The following is a 17,104-nucleotide window of genomic DNA, read 5'->3' as shown; positions in this document are numbered from 1 at the left end:
TTACGTGCTTTGTACTGCTAAGATTTTTATTTTCAGCCCTATCTATAATGTCAGTAGCGGTATTAAGTATATTTCAAATAATATTGGTTGTTGTGTTAGTAATTTTAGTGCTCTTGCAGCCGCCTGGAAGTAGTTCGTTAAGTGGTTTTAGTAATACACAACAGGGGGTCAATTCGATGATTCCAGTGAAATCTTCTGAAAACCCGCTCAGCAGAATAACGGCTATTGTTGCTGGATTGTTTATTATAAACACATTGCTATTGTCAGGATTATATTCAAAAGACGTACATAAAAAATCGATTGCAGAGAAAATTATATTAGAAAAAAAGCAAGAAAGTGAACCTACTTCTGTTCCATTTGAAAATTAATGAAGGAAGCTAAATTTATCTTTGTTACAGGTGGAGTTGTGTCATCGCTTGGTAAAGGCTTAGTTGCTTCAAGCGTTGGTGCGCTTCTTCAAGCTCACGGTTTTAAGATCCGTATCAGAAAACTTGACCCGTATCTCAACATTGATCCTGGGACAATGAACCCAACTCAGCACGGAGAGGTATTTGTGACCGAGGATGGTGCTGAAACTGATTTGGATCTTGGGCATTATGAGCGTTTTACTGGAATTAAAGCAACAAAAGATGACAATATAACAACTGGTAAGATATATCATGAGTTATTGAAGAAAGAGAGGCGTGGTGATTATCTGGGCAAAACTGTGCAAGTCATTCCTCATGTGACAGATTTGATCAAATCGTTCATTTTTAATGGTACGGAAGGTTTAGATTTTGTAATATGTGAAATAGGCGGAACTGTAGGTGACATTGAAAGCCAACCATTTTTGGAGGCTATACGTCAAGTTAACTACACATTAGGAAAACAAAGAGTTATCCTTATTCACTTAACTTTAATACCATATCTTACCGCAGCGCAAGAATTAAAGACAAAACCAACGCAGCATTCAGTTCGAGAGTTAAATTCCGCGGGGTTACAACCAGATATTATATTATGCCGCAGTGAGAAAGAAATTTTCGATAATCAAAGAGAGAAAATAGCTAAGCTTTGCAATGTTTCTTTATCCAATGTGATACCTGCCCCTGATGTGAGTCATATATATGAGTTACCGGTGTTGTATAGCCAATGTGGGCTTGATACGCAAATTTTGGAGCACTTTCATTTAAGTAAGCCAAAACCAAGCTTGACTGAATGGGATCAAATAGTGCATTCCATAAGGCACCCAACACAGGAAGTTACTGTATCTATAGTGGGAAAATACACCGAATTCCCTGATGCATACAAATCACTGGTTGAAGCATTAAATCATGGTGCGATTAGTAATAAAGTCAAAGTAAAGATAAATTGGGTTAACTCAAGAGAGAAGGAAGAAAAACCTATAAATGAAAAACTTATAGGAGAGAAATTACAGAATTCTCATGCAATCCTTGTTCCAGGGGGGTTTGGTGATGACGGAGTAGAGGGTAAAATATTAGCAATAAATTATGCCCGTACAAATAATATCCCATTTTTCGGAATTTGCCTTGGTATGCAGCTTGCAATTATTGAATTTGCTCGTAATGTTGTTAAGCTTGAAGATGCACACTCTGAAGAATTTCGTAACTGTAAACATCCAATCGTTAAGTTAGCTGGCGATCAAGATGACGATCTTGGTGGAACCATGAGACTTGGGGCATACAAATGTAATATAAATGCAAACTCTAAAATGATGGATGCATATAGTAACACTACTATTTCAGAAAGACACAGGCATAGATACATAATCAATTCAGATTATAAAGATGATTTGGAAAAAAATGGGCTGCTATGCAGTGGCATATCAGAAGATGGAACGTGCATAGAGGCAGTGGAGTTAGAGAGTCATCCGTGGTTTATTGGTGTGCAGTTTCATCCAGAATTTCAATCAAAGCCGTTTTCTCCTCATCCTCTTTTCGTGTCGTTCGTTAAAGCAGCAATTGATAAGAAATAAGTGCCTAGTGTTTAAGTATCAATATATGGAGCTTGCCATAGAGCAAGCCAAACTCGCTCAAAAAAATGATGAGGTGCCCATAGGTGCTGTAATAGTGAGTGGAGACAATATCATTTCTTCTGCACACAATATATCCAGCGATCCAACTGCACATGCAGAGATGTTAGCGATCAGACAAGCATTTTCAACTCCCACGCTTTGTGATGCTGATATGTACGTAACATTAGAACCATGTCCGATGTGTGCTCAAGCTATTTCCTTTGCCAGAATTAAACGATTGTACTTTGGAGCTTATAATCCAAAAGGTGGAGGAATTGAAAATGGTGCTAAGATATTTCAATTTTGCAGCCATATACCTGAAGTTTATGGTGGGATATTAGAAATAGAATGCTCTTTTTTGTTAAAGGATTTTTTTGAGAAACTAAGGACCTAATTTAGGTTACGGTATAAATCTAAGAGAAAACTGAGAACTTTCACAAATCAAAATTTTTATCTTGCGGTTTTATTTGCAATATTGCTACCACACTGATCAACAAGCAGAAGACTATATAAAGCCCAGCAGCAAGGTTTGTTTGAGGAAATGTTACAGTCAACCAAATACAAACCATAGGAGTAAATCCTCCATGTAACGCATAAGAGATATTGCGTGATAAGCTCACACCACTAAATCTAACATTGGTAGGAAAGAGTTCAGATGCAACTATTCCTATGGGAACTATACCCCTTTCTATTATAGAGAGAACCATTACGCTCAACGCAATCACAAGATAATTTTTATAGTAATATGCAATAGATAACGCAGGACAACACAGTGCCATTGTAATTGCTATAAATAAGATTGCAGTGCGCTCTTTTCCAACTTTATCAGCCAACATTCCAAACGCTATTGAAGATATCGGCATTAATACACTGGTTATAATCAATACAATTTCGTTGATATATGTTGTTACATAAACATCCACTGATGCTATTTCCTTTGCGAGAGTTCGAAGAAATATGGTAAATCCAACAGCAACATTAACAGGTACAGATATTAAAATAGCAAGTATAAGAGCTCTCTTGTGGCGTTTTATAAGCTCTATTATTGGCAAATCAGGTAAATTTCTTTGTTTTCGATTTTTTTCATATGCTGGAGTTTCTCCCAATGTGTATATGCTATACGCGCTAATTAATCCTAAAATAGCTGAGAAAATAAATGGCAATCTCCAACCCCAGGTACAAAAATCAGTAGTTTTTTTGCAGATAATCACTATCACCGCAGAAAGCAAGACGCCAATGGAGCGACCAAAACCCATCATTCCAAAATACATCCCTAAGTTCTCTTTCCTACTGGATAAATGCTCTATAAGATAAACAGAACTTCCTTGTTCACCACCAAGTGCAATTCCTTGTGTTATATGGATTGCAAGAAGCAATATAGTAGAAATTATACCTACTTGATTGTGACTTGGAATAAATGCAATGAGACTTGATGGTATCGATATTAGCAAGATAGTAATTATTAATGCTATCCTCCTTCCATACCTGTCACCAACGTGACCAAATATGAATGCACCAAGTGGCCTTACAATTGCACCTAGCCCTACAATTCCAAATAATTGCAGTATGTTACTGTAGACATCTTTTGCAAAACAAAACTCTCTGCTGATTATGTTAATCAAATCAATAAAAAGCATGTAGTCATACCATATTGCGATTCTGCAGAGTATGGTTGATATCAACACCCTTGTTTGCACTAAATTCAATTCGTAAATGTTTGCTTATTCTATTCTGGCTGCTTTTTGGGATTTTACAACCTAAACATATGGAGTTGACTTTTTTATTATGGTGTGTGATAATTGCAATGAATATAGCTTATTTAGCAGCACTTATAGCAGCAGCTATAATAAAAATAGCAGCAGTAATACTTTGTGCTATAATGTGTATAAGCATTTTCTTTATATTATTTAAGGGAATTAAAGAACACTTAGATTCAAAAGGATTTCTATCTCTTCTGAAAACAGTAGGTGTAATTTCTATAATACTATCAATTATATCTCTCCCACTTATTATATTAAGCCTTACTACTCCGTCACCTCTGGTAGTAGGTATAGTAGGTGGTATCGTTGGTGCTATTTCCATAATACCATTAATAGTAGCTTACATTTTGCTTGTGGCTATATCGAATATCTTTATTACCAAGTCTTTATAAATTTGAGCTAATGTTACTGTCTTCATTTCTTCTTGGTTGTAATATTGCTGAAAGTTATCTATTTCCATAGGTATAACATATAATCTGATTTTATAAGATATTCTACCGGGATTAAAATATCGTAAATCTTAGGCGTTATAAACAAAATTTACAGGAAAAATAAGATGATACTACTCAAAAAGGCAAACAAGACGGTATTTTTCTGGCATAAGTTAGCGTTCAGCTTTACCTTTCCTTGCAAGACATTTTAGAGCTATTATGTCTTACTTCTTGAAGATACAAGTTAGCGTTTTTAACCCGAATTCTGGATTGGAGATTAAAAAAAACAAGAATATCAATAGCTTATTGTTTTAGCATTTACGATAAAGCAGTAAGCATTTTAAGACTAGTTACTAATTTAGTAAAATTCAAGACTTTCAATAATTTACCTAAAATCTAATCCAGAATTCGGGTTAATAATAAAATCTTGTTTTTTGAAAATGAATTTGGTAAACTTTAAAGATGTATGTGACAATATGGTGATATATTGTTTTTAGTATTTAATAAAGTACGTACTTGATAATTTTTCTGAACGCTCTAATCAAGCTAAAATAGGTAAGCTAGATAAAATTATTCTTAGTTTAAAATTGGTATAAGGTATTAAGATGAAAAAAATTGAAATTTCAGAATTACTAAAAAGAATTTCAATCTGTTTACTATGCGTGGCAACTATTGTCTCTATCGCTTTTTTGTTTGCCTATATGCATACAATGTTGCTTAGTAAAGGGTATGAGTTAGCTGCACATTATGTTAGTGAAGCTATGCCTTGTGTGTTACTTGTCGTTCTCCTTTTTATTGTTTGGTTTGTATATGATCAAGTATTCAGCAAACTAAATGAAGTAGAGCTGCCTATATCGATAGAATTAGCTAATTCAGATGATAAAAGAATAACATTTGCTGATGCTATAATTGATGACTCCTTAAAACAACGGTTGCAGATGATTTGCTGTGACCAAATGACAGAAGAAATGCGCAAGCTGTTTGGAAATAAAAGTATTAATTCACTAAGAGGTTACATATTATATGGCCCTCCTGGAAATGGTAAAACACTTATCGCTCGTGCAATTGCAGGTGAATCAAATATGAATTTCATAAGCATCTCAGGTCCTGAACTTATTGGAGTATATATTGGTCATGGTGCACATGCTGTACGCGAGCTTTTTAAAATAGCAAAAAAATATTCTCCTTGTATAGTCTTTATAGATGAAATAGATGCAGTTGCACAAAAAAGAAGTACCGCTAATAACTCAGCTTACCATTGTCGAGAGAGTTTAACACAGTTGTTAACTGAAATAGATGGATTTAAGAGCAGAAAAGATATAATAGTAATTGGTGCAACTAACCTTATCGGTGGTATAGATCCAGCACTTATTAGACCTGGACGTTTAGGTCAGAAGGTTTATGTCCCTAATCCAAACATAGAGGTGAGACAAAAGATATTGGCACTTTATATGCGAGGTACAAAAACTGATGAAAAGCTAAGCCTCCAAGACATTGCAGACAAGACTGAAGGCTATTCTGGGGCTGAGTTAGAGCAATTAGTGAATGAAGCAAAAATTAGCGCTGGTGCGCAAAGACGGCTTATAGTGAGTGAGGAAGATTTCAGTTACGCGCTTCACAGGTTAAGTCCAGAACAAGAAAGAGATAGAATAAAGTTAGTTTCAAACGCGAAGACACAGATAGAAGAAACTTCTTTTATACGGTAAACATAAAAATTGAAATTATAGAAGTGTAGCTGAGCCAACCTTCGTTATTCTTATTATTACCCACAAATAAAGACATGGTATTGCATTTACTCAAATAATTTAATTTTATTAACCTGAAAGCTTATTGGATTAAAATTATTAAATTAAGAGTTATAATTTTAGCAACTAAAAGCTGTAAATTGCACCATATAAACAGTTATTTCAAGCAAAAGTTATACTGACCTTAGCCAGAAAAAGTGGTGGAAAAGTTAGGAATGTTTTTTACAAAAAAAGACAGTATCAATAAAAAGGATTTTATTCTATTTGAAATATAAAATTATCATGTATTTTTCTGTTATTCCCAAGTGAATTATTATTAACTTAGCAGTATATATTATTAAAAACACAAGCAATACAATCATTTTTAGCAACCAAAACCAGCAAGCGTGAGAAGATTTTTTTTTGGAATGAGTTGGTCATGATGTTTGTAAAACTTAATTTGTACACTTTACTTACCCCCAGTAATTCTGATATAGTTACTTTAGTTAAAGTCTATAAAAGTTTATAAATGGCAACCTTAAGTGTAAGAGAAGCTTTATGCACAGCAATTAGAGAAGAAATGCAAAACGACTCTGATGTGCTTATCATGGGTGAAGAAGTTGCAGAGTATGATGGTGCTTATAAAGTAACGAAAGGATTACTGAAAGAGTTTGGAGAAAACAGAGTAGTTGATACGCCTATTACCGAACATGGATTTGCTGGCCTTGCTGTTGGAGCGGCATTTGCTGGATTAAAGCCAATAGTCGAGTTTATGACTTTTAATTTTTCTATGCAAGCTATTGACCAAATTGTGAATTCCGCAGCAAAAACAAATTATATGTCAGGCGGACAACTTGGATGCCCTATAGTATTTCGTGGACCAAATGGCGCTGCAGCAAGAGTTGCTGCACAACATTCTCAATGCTTTGCAGCTTGGTATTCGCATATACCGGGGTTAAAAGTAATAGCACCCTATTTTGCCTCAGATTGCAGAGGTCTGCTTAAAGCTGCAATTCGTGACCCTAATCCGGTAATATTTCTAGAAAACGAAATAGCTTATGGACATGAGCATGAAGTTTCTGACTCTGAGCTATCAAACAAAGATTATCTACTTGAGATAGGCAAAGCTGCTGTTATACGGGAAGGAAAGGATGTAACTATCACTGCTTTTTCATTAAAATTAATGGATGCCTTAAATGCAGCAGATTTACTTTCGAGTAAAGGTATAGAAGCTGAAGTTATTGACCTCAGAACCTTAAGACCACTTGACACTCAAACTGTTATTAACTCTATTCAGAAGACTAATAGGTTAGTTAGTGTAGAAGAAGGATGGCCATTTGCAGGAATAGGAGCAGAGCTGTCAGCCGTTGTTATGGAACAAGGATTTGACTACCTTGATGCTCCAGTTGTACGTGTAACTGGCAAGGACATCCCCTTACCTTACGCTGCAAATCTAGAAAAAAAAGCATTACCGCAAGTGGAAGATATAGTTGAAGCCGTGCATCAGGTCTGTTTTAGAAAAAAATAGTTCTTTTTTGTGTCTCCTGTTCCGCATTGGTCCATCAAAGAAGTATTTCCAGTGCCGCCTATACCACCCATTACTTTTATGACGATAGTTTTAGCACCGAAAAATACAGCACAAAATATACCGAGTGCAAAAAGAGCTGGCCATGGCATTCTACCAAATATCGCAAGCAAAGCTGCACCTATTATCACTACGGTCATAAGCGGTCCGCCTATTCCCCAAACGTAGCCAATAATGTTACATATTACTTGAGCAGTTGTATCAGTATTAGTGTCAGCGGCAGCACTCCCAACATGAGAAAAAGAAATAAATAATACTATAAAAAGAATATTAAAAACTTTCCTAGGGTTCATCTCTATACCTTAAATTTAGATATTGCAATTATACCTAAAATACTATAATTTTTAGTAAAACTAGCATAAAGATTGAATAACAAACGGTGCCACAAAAGTAGTTGACACACAACTGCACAAATATTGTAATATAGACATAGTAAACGATATTATTCCAGTGCTTGACGCTGGAATCCAGACTTTAATTGTTATATTTATAAATAAGTCTGGAACGTTCATCTCAAATGCAGTATTTTTGTTGAAATAGCTCAACTGGATCCCAGTGTCAAGCACTGGGATGACAGCAGTCCTACGTCATACCGCCGCGGTATCTCAGCCGCTAACAAGTAGTGGGATGACGGTTGTCGTTTAGCCATAAACATTAAGAAATTTACCAAATGAAAAAAAAGGCAAAAGAAGCCCCGTGGTTGGCTAATTACTTACATTATACTTTCAAGTATGGCGTTTTTTTATTCTAAATGCTTAATAACCGCGATTCAGTTGCTTTTAAACCGCAACTAATCTAAATTAGAAACATTAAGAAATTTACTAAACAGAAAAAAAGGCAAAAGAAACCCTAGGGTAGCTAGTTATTCACTATCCATTTTTTAAGTTGGCGTTTTTTTATGTTTTAAACGCTTTATAAGCGCGTTTCAGCTTATGTAGGTAGAAGTTTGATAAAGACATAAGGTGCACATAGTGCAAAAAATTAAACATGAGACGCCAGATACGTGAGTTTTTTTGTCATTTAATCTGTACAGAGAAGATAAATAAATAGCTTCAGTTTCATGATAAGGGGGCTGGCGGAGTTTGTCAAGTAAGTTTTTTCGTTTCTAACGGTTGTTGCCAAAAACTATACAAGAAGTCTTTTAAGATCAATCACTTATCTTCAAGGCTTGAATAAAAGCATTCTGTGGAATATTTACGTTCCCTATAGAATGTAACCTTTTTTTACCCTTCTTTTGCTTTTCAAGTAGTTTCATTCTTCGCGTTACATCTCCACCATAGAGTTTAGCTGTTACATCTTTTCTGTATGGGTTAATCGTTTCTCTGGCAATAATTTTTCCGCCCACTGCCGCTTGAATCGCGATTTTATATTGCTGACGTGGTATTAAATCCTTCAAGCGTGCACATATTTCACGCCCCCTTTTTTCTGCCCTACTTTTGTGAACGATACAAGCCAGTGCATCTACGGGCTCTCCATTAATTAAAAAGCTTAATTTATCTATTTGGCTTACCAGATAGCTGGAAATTTCCCAATCCAAACTTGCATATCCTTTGGAAATTGATTTTAATCGATCATAAAAGTCAAAAACAACTTCAGACAGTGGTAATTTATACCTTAACAATGCTGTTGTTGTGTTACCAATGTAAGATAAATCCTCCTGTTCTCCCCTCCTTTCTTCACATAGAGATAGAATATCACCTAAGTATTGATCAGGAACCATTATGGTTGCGGTAATCCACGGTTCTTCCACAATTTCAATTTTCGTTGGATCTGGCATATCACTTGGGTTATGAATATTCAAAACTTCACCACTTCGTGTTGTAACCCTATATATAACACTCGGTGCAGTTGCTGTTAGATCTAAATCAAACTCTCTCTCGAGTCTTTCTTGAATAACTTCAAGATGCAACATTCCCAAAAAACCACAACGAAATCCATAGCCTAGTGCATTTGAAGTTTCAGCTTCGAAGGTAAAACTTGCATCATTTAAATGTAACTTCTCTAGAGCTTCCCTTAGATATTTAAAATCATCCGTTTTGTGAGGGAAAATGCTACAAAATACCACAGGATGCACTTCTTTAAATCCAGGAAGTGCTTCACTACAAGGTCTCTTTTCCTCAGTGATAGTGTCTCCTACCTTGCAGTCTGCTACTTCCTTCATTGAAGCAGTTATAAAACCAACTTCACCCGCTGAAAGTTCACCCGTCATCACTTTTTTAGGGGTGAAAATACCGATATTATCTATCTGATATGTAGCATTATTAGACATCATAACAATTCTCATGCCTTTTTTTAGCACTCCATTTTTAACTCGCACTAAAATTACTACTCCTAAGTAAGTGTCATACCAACTATCAACCAAAATTGCTTGCAGTGGAGCATTTACATCACCTTGAGGAGCTGGAAGTTTTGCTACTATTGCTTCCAGTACATCTTTTATTCCAAGTCCAGTTTTTGCTGATATTAAAACTGACTCACTTGCGTCAATGCCAATTACTTCCTCAACCTGGAGTTTTACCTTTTCTGGATCTGCAGCAGGAAGATCAACTTTATTGAGCACAACTATTATTTCATGGTTGTTGTCAATAGCTTTATATACATTTGCAAGGGTTTGTGCTTCAACGCCCTGGCTACTATCTACCACTAAAAGTGAACCTTCACATGCGGCTAAGCTTCGGCTTACCTCGTAAGAAAAGTCAACGTGACCTGGGGTGTCCATGAGATTTAGGCAATATTGATTACCGTCGTTTGCCGTATAATTGAGTTTTACCGTCTGTGCCTTAATTGTAATCCCACGTTCGCGTTCTATATCCATTGAATCGAGTATTTGATTGATCATTTCTCTTGCTTCAAGGCCGTTACATTCCTCTATTAAACGGTCAGCAAGCGTTGACTTACCGTGGTCTATATGCGCTATTATTGCAAAATTTCTTATGTTGTTCATTTATGGCTATTTTACTTAAGTAGAACCATTTTACATTTTAAGTGTTGTGAGGGCAATCCTTTATTAAGAGACTATTTACTCCTTCAACATAGACGACACTTTTTTCGAGCAGGAAATCACTTTATTAACCATATAGTTTTCATGATTATTATCTATTTTAGGCAACTCATACAGATAATTTACCATCATTCCAGCCGACTGACTAATACCTTTTTCAGAAGTATCCGCCATCCAGTTTAATTGTTTTATCGATGCACCATTGCTTAAATGAAAATGCGCCACCGGATCATAAGCATTCCCATTACTATTATTCACTTTTAGTAAATAATATGCACATAGTTTAAGCATGCATTGTTTAGTTTCATTTATACATTCAACGTTAATTTTTAATTGCTCTGCACTTTCTAAAATTTCTGCACTAGATTGTTTTATATTTAGTTTGCCCAATAAAGTGACATCTTGGTTTAGATTGTTTTTTAGCCATTTCGTAAAGCCAGGTATTGGAGAAAGAGTTGCATATGTTTTTATACTTTTAAACTCCTGTGATAGCTTTTCTACAACCCTTTTGATCAAAAAATTACCAAGGCTGATTCCAGATAACCCTGCTTGAGTGTTTGATATTGAATAGAATATAGCAGTGCTTGCATTACTCGGATCATTTGAAGGTACTGACTCATCTAAAAGGTGTTGAATACTATCTGCAATCTTATCCACCAATGCAACCTCTACAAAAATTAGAGGTTCGTTTGGTATCTTGTAATGAAAAAAAGCAAAACAGAGACCCAGCCTGTTTTTTAAGTCATCCCAAGAGGAAATTTTATGCACAGCTTCATATTTTATAAGTTTTTCTAGCAATGATGCAGGTGAATCCCAGGTGATTTGACGAAGATCAAGTAGATCAACATCAACCCAAGTATAGAGTATATTTTTTAATTCGCTTTCTAGTGGATTCAAGCTTCTATATTGGTTCTTTAGCTTAAGCACGTCAGAACGCATATCAACAATAAACTTAAGGCCTTCTGGTAAAGAAATAAATTGCTTCAATATTTTAGAACGCGGTGATTCAAGAATTTTTATTAAATCCTGTTCAAATTTATAGTTTAACTCGGGATCTTGGTTTTTCTTATACTCTCTAATTTTCTCATCTATTTCCGCTTTATTCGGATTAAATTTTTCTGCCAGGGTTTGTAGAAATTTTATTTTACCTTTCTCTGATAAGCTTAAGTACAAGTTACCAAGAGATACAGCGTTTTTACGTGCTGAAACCTCCCCTCCCTTTGGATTTAAGCACTCGTTCATCTTCAAGACTAAACTATCGATATCGCGACTGTTGCTTAAATCAGGACTGATGTTACCAATCCACGATCTTACAGCATCTGCCACTCCACCTAGTATTTTAAAAAAGCTTCTTACCGCCTTTTTGTCTTCAACTTTCACTATATCAGTTTTTACCAATGATTCTTTTGTCATAGATTCCCTTTATTATACATAGCTAATGCAAGTCAGGGTCATACCGCTGCGATATCTCTAGATCCCGCTAACAAGTAGCGGGATGACGAATTTGTCGTTTGTCAAATCGTCGGTAAACCCAAGTTATTTTAGCTACATATAGCTTAAGTTAAAGGAAAATTTTAGCTACATAGCAGGCACTATTACTAGATTATTAATAATTCAGTAATACAATAGACTTCTTGCACTACCTCCCAAGCCACAACTGTCATTCAGTAGAAACGAAAAAACTTGCTTGACAAACTCCGCCAGCTCCCCTATCATGAAACTGAAGCTATTGTATTTGCTTTCGCCAATCTGCAGATTAAAAGGTAAGGATTACTTAATGTATCGGCGTCTTATGTTCAATTTTTTGCAGTATATAGATACTGTATGTCTTTACAAAACTTCATCTACATCTAGATTTTTATCTAAATAAGCTGAACGCGCTTATAAAGCGTTACAAGACATCAAAAAATGCCAATACTCGACAGAGATAGTAAAAGACTAGCTAACTCGGGGATTCTTTGTCTTTTTTTCTGCTTAGTAAATTTCTTAAACGTTTGCAGCGTAAGTTAGTTGCAATTAAAAGCGGCTGAATCTCGCTTGTCAAGCGTTTAAAACATAAAAAACGCCAATATTTTAAAGCGGATAATAACCTCAGGGCTTCTTTTGCCTTTTTTTTCGTTTGGTAAATTTCTTAATGTTTATAGCTAAACGACAATCGTCATCCCGCTACGTGTTAGCGGGATCTATGTTAAGGTATAGTAGGGGATCTATGTTAAGAGATACCGCGAATGAATCGCGGTATGACGGTGTAATGATGGTTAAGTAATTCGTCATCCCGCTGCTTGTTAGCGGGATCTCTTGTTAGCGCCGCGGCAGAATGACGGTTCGTAGCGGTATGACGGTTAAGCAATTTGTCATCCCACTACGTGTTAGCGGGATCTCTTGTTAGCGCCGCGGCGGTATGACGGTTCGTGGCGGTATGACGGTTAAGCAATTTGTCATCCCACTACGTGTTAGCAGCTAAGAGATACCGCGAATGAATCGCGGTATGACGGTCTGCGGCGGTATGACGGTTCGTGGCGGTATGACGGTTAAGCAATTCGTCATCCCGCTGCTTGTTAGCGGGATCTAGAGATACCGCGAATGAATCGCGGTATGACGGTTCGCGGCGGCGTGACGATAAGCTCGTCATCCCGCTGCTTGTTAGCGGGATCTATGTTAAGGTATAGTAGGGGATCTATGTTAAGAGATACCGCGAATGAATCGCGGTATGACGGTGTAATGATGGTTAAGTAATTCGTCATCCCGCTGCTTGTTAGCGGCTAAGAGATACCGCGGCGGTATGACGTAGGACTGCTGTCATTCAAGTAGCTGAAACTGGAATGACACGTCATAAAGGAACCAGTGTCAGCTACTTGGATGATACCTTTTTTCTACTTAGTTTGGGTTATGCAAGAAGTCTATTTACTTCTTAACTTGACGCACATGATGTCTTGCAGCATCATCTACTGTCTCTAAATAAATCATTGCTAGACATATACCACTGTGTACTTCTACGGATACCTTATTGCCTAAACTTCGATTAAAGCAAGAATTTTTTCCCGGAAAAGCAAGATTACTAAGGTGCAGTTCCCATTTTAATCCTTTAGTTGATATTTGAGCTCTCGGTATACCAAGTAAAGATATTTTAGTATTTTTTGGCAAAGAAAAAAAATGGGTAATACCTTTTTGTAAAGTGTAACCTACCATGGGAGGTGAAGGTGTGTAAAAGATACTGCCCGTACTTAGAAAAATGTTAATATTCTGTAGTATGTGATCAATTGCTCCTCCAGTAATACCCGTTACTATTGATGGCAATAACTTTACTGTTTTTAAGTGAGCCATTGCTTTAGAAAAGTCGCAATAATCTTGATCAGGTAGATATATCGTATTCAAATTAGCACGTAAATCCAGATTTACGCTATCCAAATCTCCTACTACAAGATCAGGTTTTACGCCAATTGATAGAAGCTTGTTTGCTCCTCCATCTACAGCAATAATAGGTATATCTCGTTTAAAAAACGATGAGCTCGGTATTTTTCCATTTAGCACTACAATAGAACGATATTGTTGTTGTGTACTGCAGTGCAGCACATGATCATGGTGCAGGTTTTGCATCGTAGTAACATTTTTGAATAATTGATATTATGCTAATCACTAATCCAGCAATATTGCTAAGCACCACAAAAATTGAGCTCTGGTAAAGACCATAGCCAATCCAAGACAATGAACAAATAAGATAGTTTACTAACATTAACATCGATACATCACGAGTAACTTTAGTGATATATGCTTTATATACTTGAGGTGATAATCCAATTAGAGATGCAATTAACGCAATGAAGCCGAAGCATTCTTCAATATTTATATACATACATTTTCCTACGCTTGCTTTAACAATATCAGGTTCAAAGGGTTGTACTTTATGTACTCTCAGCTTTTCTAGAGCACCCCTAATGCGTGTAATTTATAACATCATTTAGTCTATTAATCAAGAAATTAATAGTGACTTGCATTTATGAAACCCAATCGGCTTCTATGCTAATTATTATCTAAACTAATCGTCGGTTGTGCATCTTGCTCAGAGATTAGGGCAACCAACAAATTATTTATCAATTGAACCTTTTGCTTGCCATCTAATTGTAAGCTTTTGTTTTTTTCAAAATGAGCTATTACTTCCTCGACAATTCCTATTGCATTTTGCACTATATGCCTTCTTGCCGAAGTGATAGCATGTGCTTGTTGACGCCTTAACATTGCTTGTGCAATCTCGGACGAATACGCCAAATGCGATATTCTTGCTTCTGTAATCTCAATTCCTGCAATATCTAATCTTTGTTGTAACATTGACCGCAATTCATCTGAAATTTTATCAGAATTTTTACGTAAAGATTCCTCATTGCTCTCGCTGTCATACGGATAATTGCTCGCCAATTCTCTAATTACCGAGTCACTTTGTACAAAAACAAATTCGTGATAGTTGTTAACATTATAATACGCCTTTGCAGGACTGCTCACTCTCCAAACAATTACTGCAGAAATCTCTATTGGACTTCCATTTGCATCATTAACTTTTATTTTTTCTGTGTTAATATTCTGAAATTTTAGGGAAACTATATATTTGCTTGAAAAGGGAAGCGTTACACATATTCCAGACTTAAAATAAGTTCCAATATAATGACCAAAAAATTCTATCACTCTTGCTTCATTAGGGTCATTAATAAAAAATCCTTGAAGAAAAGTCAAAATTGAAACGGCAGCAACTCCAAGTGCAATTGTGCTGTCATATGCCAAAAAAAGCAGCGATAAAATTAATCCTAGCGCTATTAGTACAGGAAAAGCCCGAATTTGACTCAAATTTCTATCGTTTATCGTATTCTTATCCATATTGTCTTTAAACTTCTTTTTCACTTGAACTCTCTCTGTTGATCGTTTTATTTATCTTATTTACAAATAGTTTAAACTCTCTTAATTCATGATCAGGCAATTTTACTTCAGTTTTATGTGCTATCGTAAGCGGATCGATGTGTTTGCCGTTATATATAACTTCGTAATGTAAATGAGGGCCTGTTGCAACACCAGTGCTACCAACATAGGCGATGACCTGCCCCTGCTTTACTTTAGAGCCTAACTTTATATCGCCACTAAATCTACTTATATGCGCGTAACAGGTTGAATATTCATTTTTGTGTTTTATTTTGATGTAATTTCCATAGCCACCATTCTTTCCTATATATTCTATCACACCCTCTGCAGCAGCGTATATGGGAGTGCCAAGTTTAGCTGCATAATCCACTCCTTTGTGAAAAGCAATTTTACCGCGAACAGGATGCTTTCTATTGCCAAATTTTGAGGATATGCGATAATCTCCATTTAAAGGATTTGCAAAAATTTCGCCATTTTTTAAGCTTATTCCTTCTTTATTAAAATACCTTTCTTTGCCGTCTTGCGATTTATAATGATATAAACTAATAGCTTTCTTGTTTATTATCAGTGAAGCATATAAAATTTTTTCTTCAGTCTTCTGATTATTAGGCAATCTCTCAAAAAGAACCTCCAATTTACTCTTCGGCACAATGTCTTTTTTAAAATCAACACCGAAATCTTTATATATGTTGATCAATTTCACCACTGTATTTGGCGCCAACCCTTCCGTGGCAAAAAAGGAAGATTTTATGGTACTGGATATGAATAACAACTTTCTATCACTTTCTGTCGTCAAAGTAGCTTTTTTTTTTCTGATTCCATGCTGGAATGGCTGTGCAAGATCTGTTGATGTTTCAGCGGTATATAACGGTAAGATAAAGAGCAGCATAAATACAATCAGCTTCATCATTTAAACAGCATCAACAAAAGTAAAATTACCTTCCACATACTGTACATCATCATTATCTTCTAATTCTTCAACCAATGCAGATAATTTATCAATCAACTCTTTATCGCTAATTTCAATCAGATCTTTTGGCTGCCATGAAAGACGAGCAAGTTCTGGTTCTCCGAATTTTGCATAAAAGGCATCGCGTACTTTACCAAAATCTTTTATTTCACAAGTTATAACGTGTAATCCTTCTTTGTCATTTTCCTCAACATTCAATACTTCTAATTCGATTCCATGACTGAATAAATCATCAAAATTCACACCCTCTGCTTTATAGACGATTAAGCCTACATGATCGAAAAGGTAACTAACACTTCCTGTTTCTCCCAAGTTTCCACCCTTGCGAGAAAATATATAACGTACCTCAGAAGCAGTTCGGTTGCGATTATTAGTCAAAACATGGACAATGAGTGCAGTGCCAGAAGGCCCATGACCTTCATATTGGATTTCCTCGTAATTTTCTCCAGCAACGTTACCAGTTGCATTTTTTATTGCTGTTTCTATTTTATCTTTTGGTAGATTTTCCTTGCGTGCAGCAAATATAGCAGAGCGAAGGCGCGGGTTGAGTTCGGGATCGGGCAGCCCTTGCTTTGCAGCAACTGTTATTTCTCTGATCAGCTTCGTAAATTTTTGAGAGCGCTTTGCATCCTGAGCGCCTTTCCGATGTTTTATATTTGAAAATTGTGAATGACCAGCCATATTCAAATAGTTAAAAACCTAATTATATATCAAAGC

Annotated in this window: 15 protein-coding genes and 1 riboswitch; of the genes, 5 read left to right on the top strand and 10 right to left on the bottom strand. The window is 36.0% G+C overall.

The window, feature by feature from the left end:
* Positions 1 to 47: 47 nt before the first annotated feature.
* From secG to ACFEL3_RS01640, 3 genes are read left to right on the top strand one after another with little or no spacing between them, the layout of a single operon-like run.
* The gene (gene secG, locus ACFEL3_RS01650; RefSeq protein ID WP_010962615.1) at positions 48 to 368 is read left to right on the top strand and encodes a preprotein translocase subunit SecG; all 321 of its coding nucleotides are present in this window, start codon (positions 48 to 50) and stop codon (positions 366 to 368) included.
* Positions 368 to 1,972 (top strand): CTP synthase, encoded by a 1,605-nt coding sequence (locus tag ACFEL3_RS01645; RefSeq protein ID WP_015588967.1) that lies wholly within the window; start codon positions 368 to 370, stop codon positions 1,970 to 1,972. The genes secG and ACFEL3_RS01645 overlap by 1 nt, the downstream gene beginning before the upstream one ends.
* A 25-nt stretch (positions 1,973 to 1,997) precedes the next feature.
* A complete protein-coding gene (locus ACFEL3_RS01640; RefSeq protein WP_010962617.1) occupies positions 1,998 to 2,405 on the top strand; it encodes a nucleoside deaminase in 408 nt (135 codons plus the stop codon).
* Between the two features lie 40 nt (positions 2,406 to 2,445).
* Here the strand turns inward: ACFEL3_RS01640 and ACFEL3_RS01635 are convergent, their stop codons facing one another.
* Together ACFEL3_RS01635 and ACFEL3_RS01630 are read right to left on the bottom strand one after the other, a co-directional pair.
* A complete protein-coding gene (locus ACFEL3_RS01635; protein WP_244226872.1) occupies positions 2,446 to 3,648 on the bottom strand; it encodes an MFS transporter in 1,203 nt (400 codons plus the stop codon).
* Positions 3,649 to 3,826: 178 nt separating this feature from the next.
* Positions 3,827 to 4,093, bottom strand: a complete 267-nt coding sequence (locus ACFEL3_RS01630) for a hypothetical protein (protein WP_038198831.1) — start codon at positions 4,091 to 4,093, stop codon at positions 3,827 to 3,829.
* Between the two features lie 714 nt (positions 4,094 to 4,807).
* Between ACFEL3_RS01630 and ACFEL3_RS01625 the strand changes: the two genes are divergently transcribed.
* Positions 4,808 to 5,908, top strand: a complete 1,101-nt coding sequence (locus ACFEL3_RS01625; protein WP_265039507.1) for an ATP-binding protein — start codon at positions 4,808 to 4,810, stop codon at positions 5,906 to 5,908.
* Between the two features lie 547 nt (positions 5,909 to 6,455).
* A complete protein-coding gene (locus ACFEL3_RS01620; RefSeq protein ID WP_010082654.1) occupies positions 6,456 to 7,454 on the top strand; it encodes a pyruvate dehydrogenase complex E1 component subunit beta in 999 nt (332 codons plus the stop codon).
* Here ACFEL3_RS01620 and ACFEL3_RS01615 read toward each other — a convergent pair.
* The 8 genes from ACFEL3_RS01615 to ACFEL3_RS01580 all read right to left on the bottom strand — a co-directional run bounded on the left by ACFEL3_RS01615 (position 7,430) and on the right by ACFEL3_RS01580 (position 17,068).
* Positions 7,430 to 7,804 (bottom strand): TrbC/VirB2 family protein, encoded by a 375-nt coding sequence (locus ACFEL3_RS01615; protein ID WP_006279664.1) that lies wholly within the window; start codon positions 7,802 to 7,804, stop codon positions 7,430 to 7,432. The two genes, ACFEL3_RS01620 and ACFEL3_RS01615, sit on opposite strands and share 25 nt — an antisense overlap.
* 854 nt (positions 7,805 to 8,658) lie before the next feature.
* Positions 8,659 to 10,455 carry a translation elongation factor 4 gene (lepA, locus tag ACFEL3_RS01610; protein ID WP_010082651.1) on the bottom strand — a complete coding sequence of 599 codons (1,797 nt, stop codon included), beginning with the start codon at positions 10,453 to 10,455 and terminating at the stop codon, positions 8,659 to 8,661.
* A gap of 75 nt (positions 10,456 to 10,530) precedes the next feature.
* A complete protein-coding gene (locus ACFEL3_RS01605) occupies positions 10,531 to 11,925 on the bottom strand; it encodes a malonyl-CoA decarboxylase (protein WP_038198837.1) in 1,395 nt (464 codons plus the stop codon).
* A gap of 1,491 nt (positions 11,926 to 13,416) precedes the next feature.
* A complete protein-coding gene (locus ACFEL3_RS01600) occupies positions 13,417 to 14,109 on the bottom strand; it encodes a thiamine diphosphokinase (protein WP_010962623.1) in 693 nt (230 codons plus the stop codon).
* A complete protein-coding gene (locus tag ACFEL3_RS01595) occupies positions 14,090 to 14,365 on the bottom strand; it encodes a SemiSWEET family sugar transporter (RefSeq protein ID WP_006280002.1) in 276 nt (91 codons plus the stop codon). Before ACFEL3_RS01595 ends, ACFEL3_RS01600 begins: the two co-directional genes overlap by 20 nt.
* A riboswitch (TPP riboswitch) is annotated at positions 14,354 to 14,456 on the bottom strand. It overlaps the preceding gene by 12 nt.
* Before the next feature lie 76 nt (positions 14,457 to 14,532).
* Entirely contained in the window at positions 14,533 to 15,378 is an 846-nt protein-coding gene (locus ACFEL3_RS01590) for an SPFH domain-containing protein (RefSeq protein ID WP_010962624.1), read from the bottom strand.
* A gap of 7 nt (positions 15,379 to 15,385) precedes the next feature.
* A complete protein-coding gene (locus ACFEL3_RS01585) occupies positions 15,386 to 16,324 on the bottom strand; it encodes a M23 family metallopeptidase (protein WP_038198862.1) in 939 nt (312 codons plus the stop codon).
* 3 nt (positions 16,325 to 16,327) lie between these two features.
* On the bottom strand, positions 16,328 to 17,068 hold the full coding sequence (locus ACFEL3_RS01580; protein WP_010962626.1) for a YebC/PmpR family DNA-binding transcriptional regulator: 741 nt from the start codon (positions 17,066 to 17,068) through the stop codon (positions 16,328 to 16,330).
* Between the last annotated feature and the right edge of the window lie 36 nt (positions 17,069 to 17,104).

This window comes from Wolbachia endosymbiont (group A) of Opomyza germinationis (genome assembly GCF_964264765.1).
GTDB lineage: Bacteria > Pseudomonadota > Alphaproteobacteria > Rickettsiales > Anaplasmataceae > Wolbachia > Wolbachia pipientis.
The sequence above is the reverse complement of the archived record's forward strand: the minus strand, read 5'-3'. Positions and strand labels throughout refer to the sequence as shown.

What these genes read in the sequence shown, in the direction of transcription:
- ACFEL3_RS01595 (WP_006280002.1), bottom strand. Translation starts at nt 14,365, where the DNA reads ATGTATATAAATATTGAAGAATGCTTCGGCTTCATTGCGTTAATTGCA.
- ACFEL3_RS01620 (WP_010082654.1), top strand. Translation starts at nt 6,456, where the DNA reads ATGGCAACCTTAAGTGTAAGAGAAGCTTTATGCACAGCAATTAGAGAA.
- ACFEL3_RS01600 (WP_010962623.1), bottom strand. Translation starts at nt 14,109, where the DNA reads ATGCAAAACCTGCACCATGATCATGTGCTGCACTGCAGTACACAACAA.
- ACFEL3_RS01585 (WP_038198862.1), bottom strand. Translation starts at nt 16,324, where the DNA reads ATGAAGCTGATTGTATTTATGCTGCTCTTTATCTTACCGTTATATACC.
- ACFEL3_RS01590 (WP_010962624.1), bottom strand. Translation starts at nt 15,378, where the DNA reads ATGGATAAGAATACGATAAACGATAGAAATTTGAGTCAAATTCGGGCT.
- ACFEL3_RS01615 (WP_006279664.1), bottom strand. Translation starts at nt 7,804, where the DNA reads ATGAACCCTAGGAAAGTTTTTAATATTCTTTTTATAGTATTATTTATT.
- ACFEL3_RS01630 (WP_038198831.1), bottom strand. Translation starts at nt 4,093, where the DNA reads ATGGAAATAGCACCAACGATACCACCTACTATACCTACTACCAGAGGT.
- ACFEL3_RS01635 (WP_244226872.1), bottom strand. Translation starts at nt 3,648, where the DNA reads ATGCTTTTTATTGATTTGATTAACATAATCAGCAGAGAGTTTTGTTTT.
- secG (WP_010962615.1), top strand. Translation starts at nt 48, where the DNA reads ATGTCAGTAGCGGTATTAAGTATATTTCAAATAATATTGGTTGTTGTG.
- ACFEL3_RS01580 (WP_010962626.1), bottom strand. Translation starts at nt 17,068, where the DNA reads ATGGCTGGTCATTCACAATTTTCAAATATAAAACATCGGAAAGGCGCT.
- ACFEL3_RS01605 (WP_038198837.1), bottom strand. Translation starts at nt 11,925, where the DNA reads ATGACAAAAGAATCATTGGTAAAAACTGATATAGTGAAAGTTGAAGAC.
- ACFEL3_RS01645 (WP_015588967.1), top strand. Translation starts at nt 368, where the DNA reads ATGAAGGAAGCTAAATTTATCTTTGTTACAGGTGGAGTTGTGTCATCG.
- ACFEL3_RS01625 (WP_265039507.1), top strand. Translation starts at nt 4,808, where the DNA reads ATGAAAAAAATTGAAATTTCAGAATTACTAAAAAGAATTTCAATCTGT.
- ACFEL3_RS01640 (WP_010962617.1), top strand. Translation starts at nt 1,998, where the DNA reads ATGGAGCTTGCCATAGAGCAAGCCAAACTCGCTCAAAAAAATGATGAG.
- lepA (WP_010082651.1), bottom strand. Translation starts at nt 10,455, where the DNA reads ATGAACAACATAAGAAATTTTGCAATAATAGCGCATATAGACCACGGT.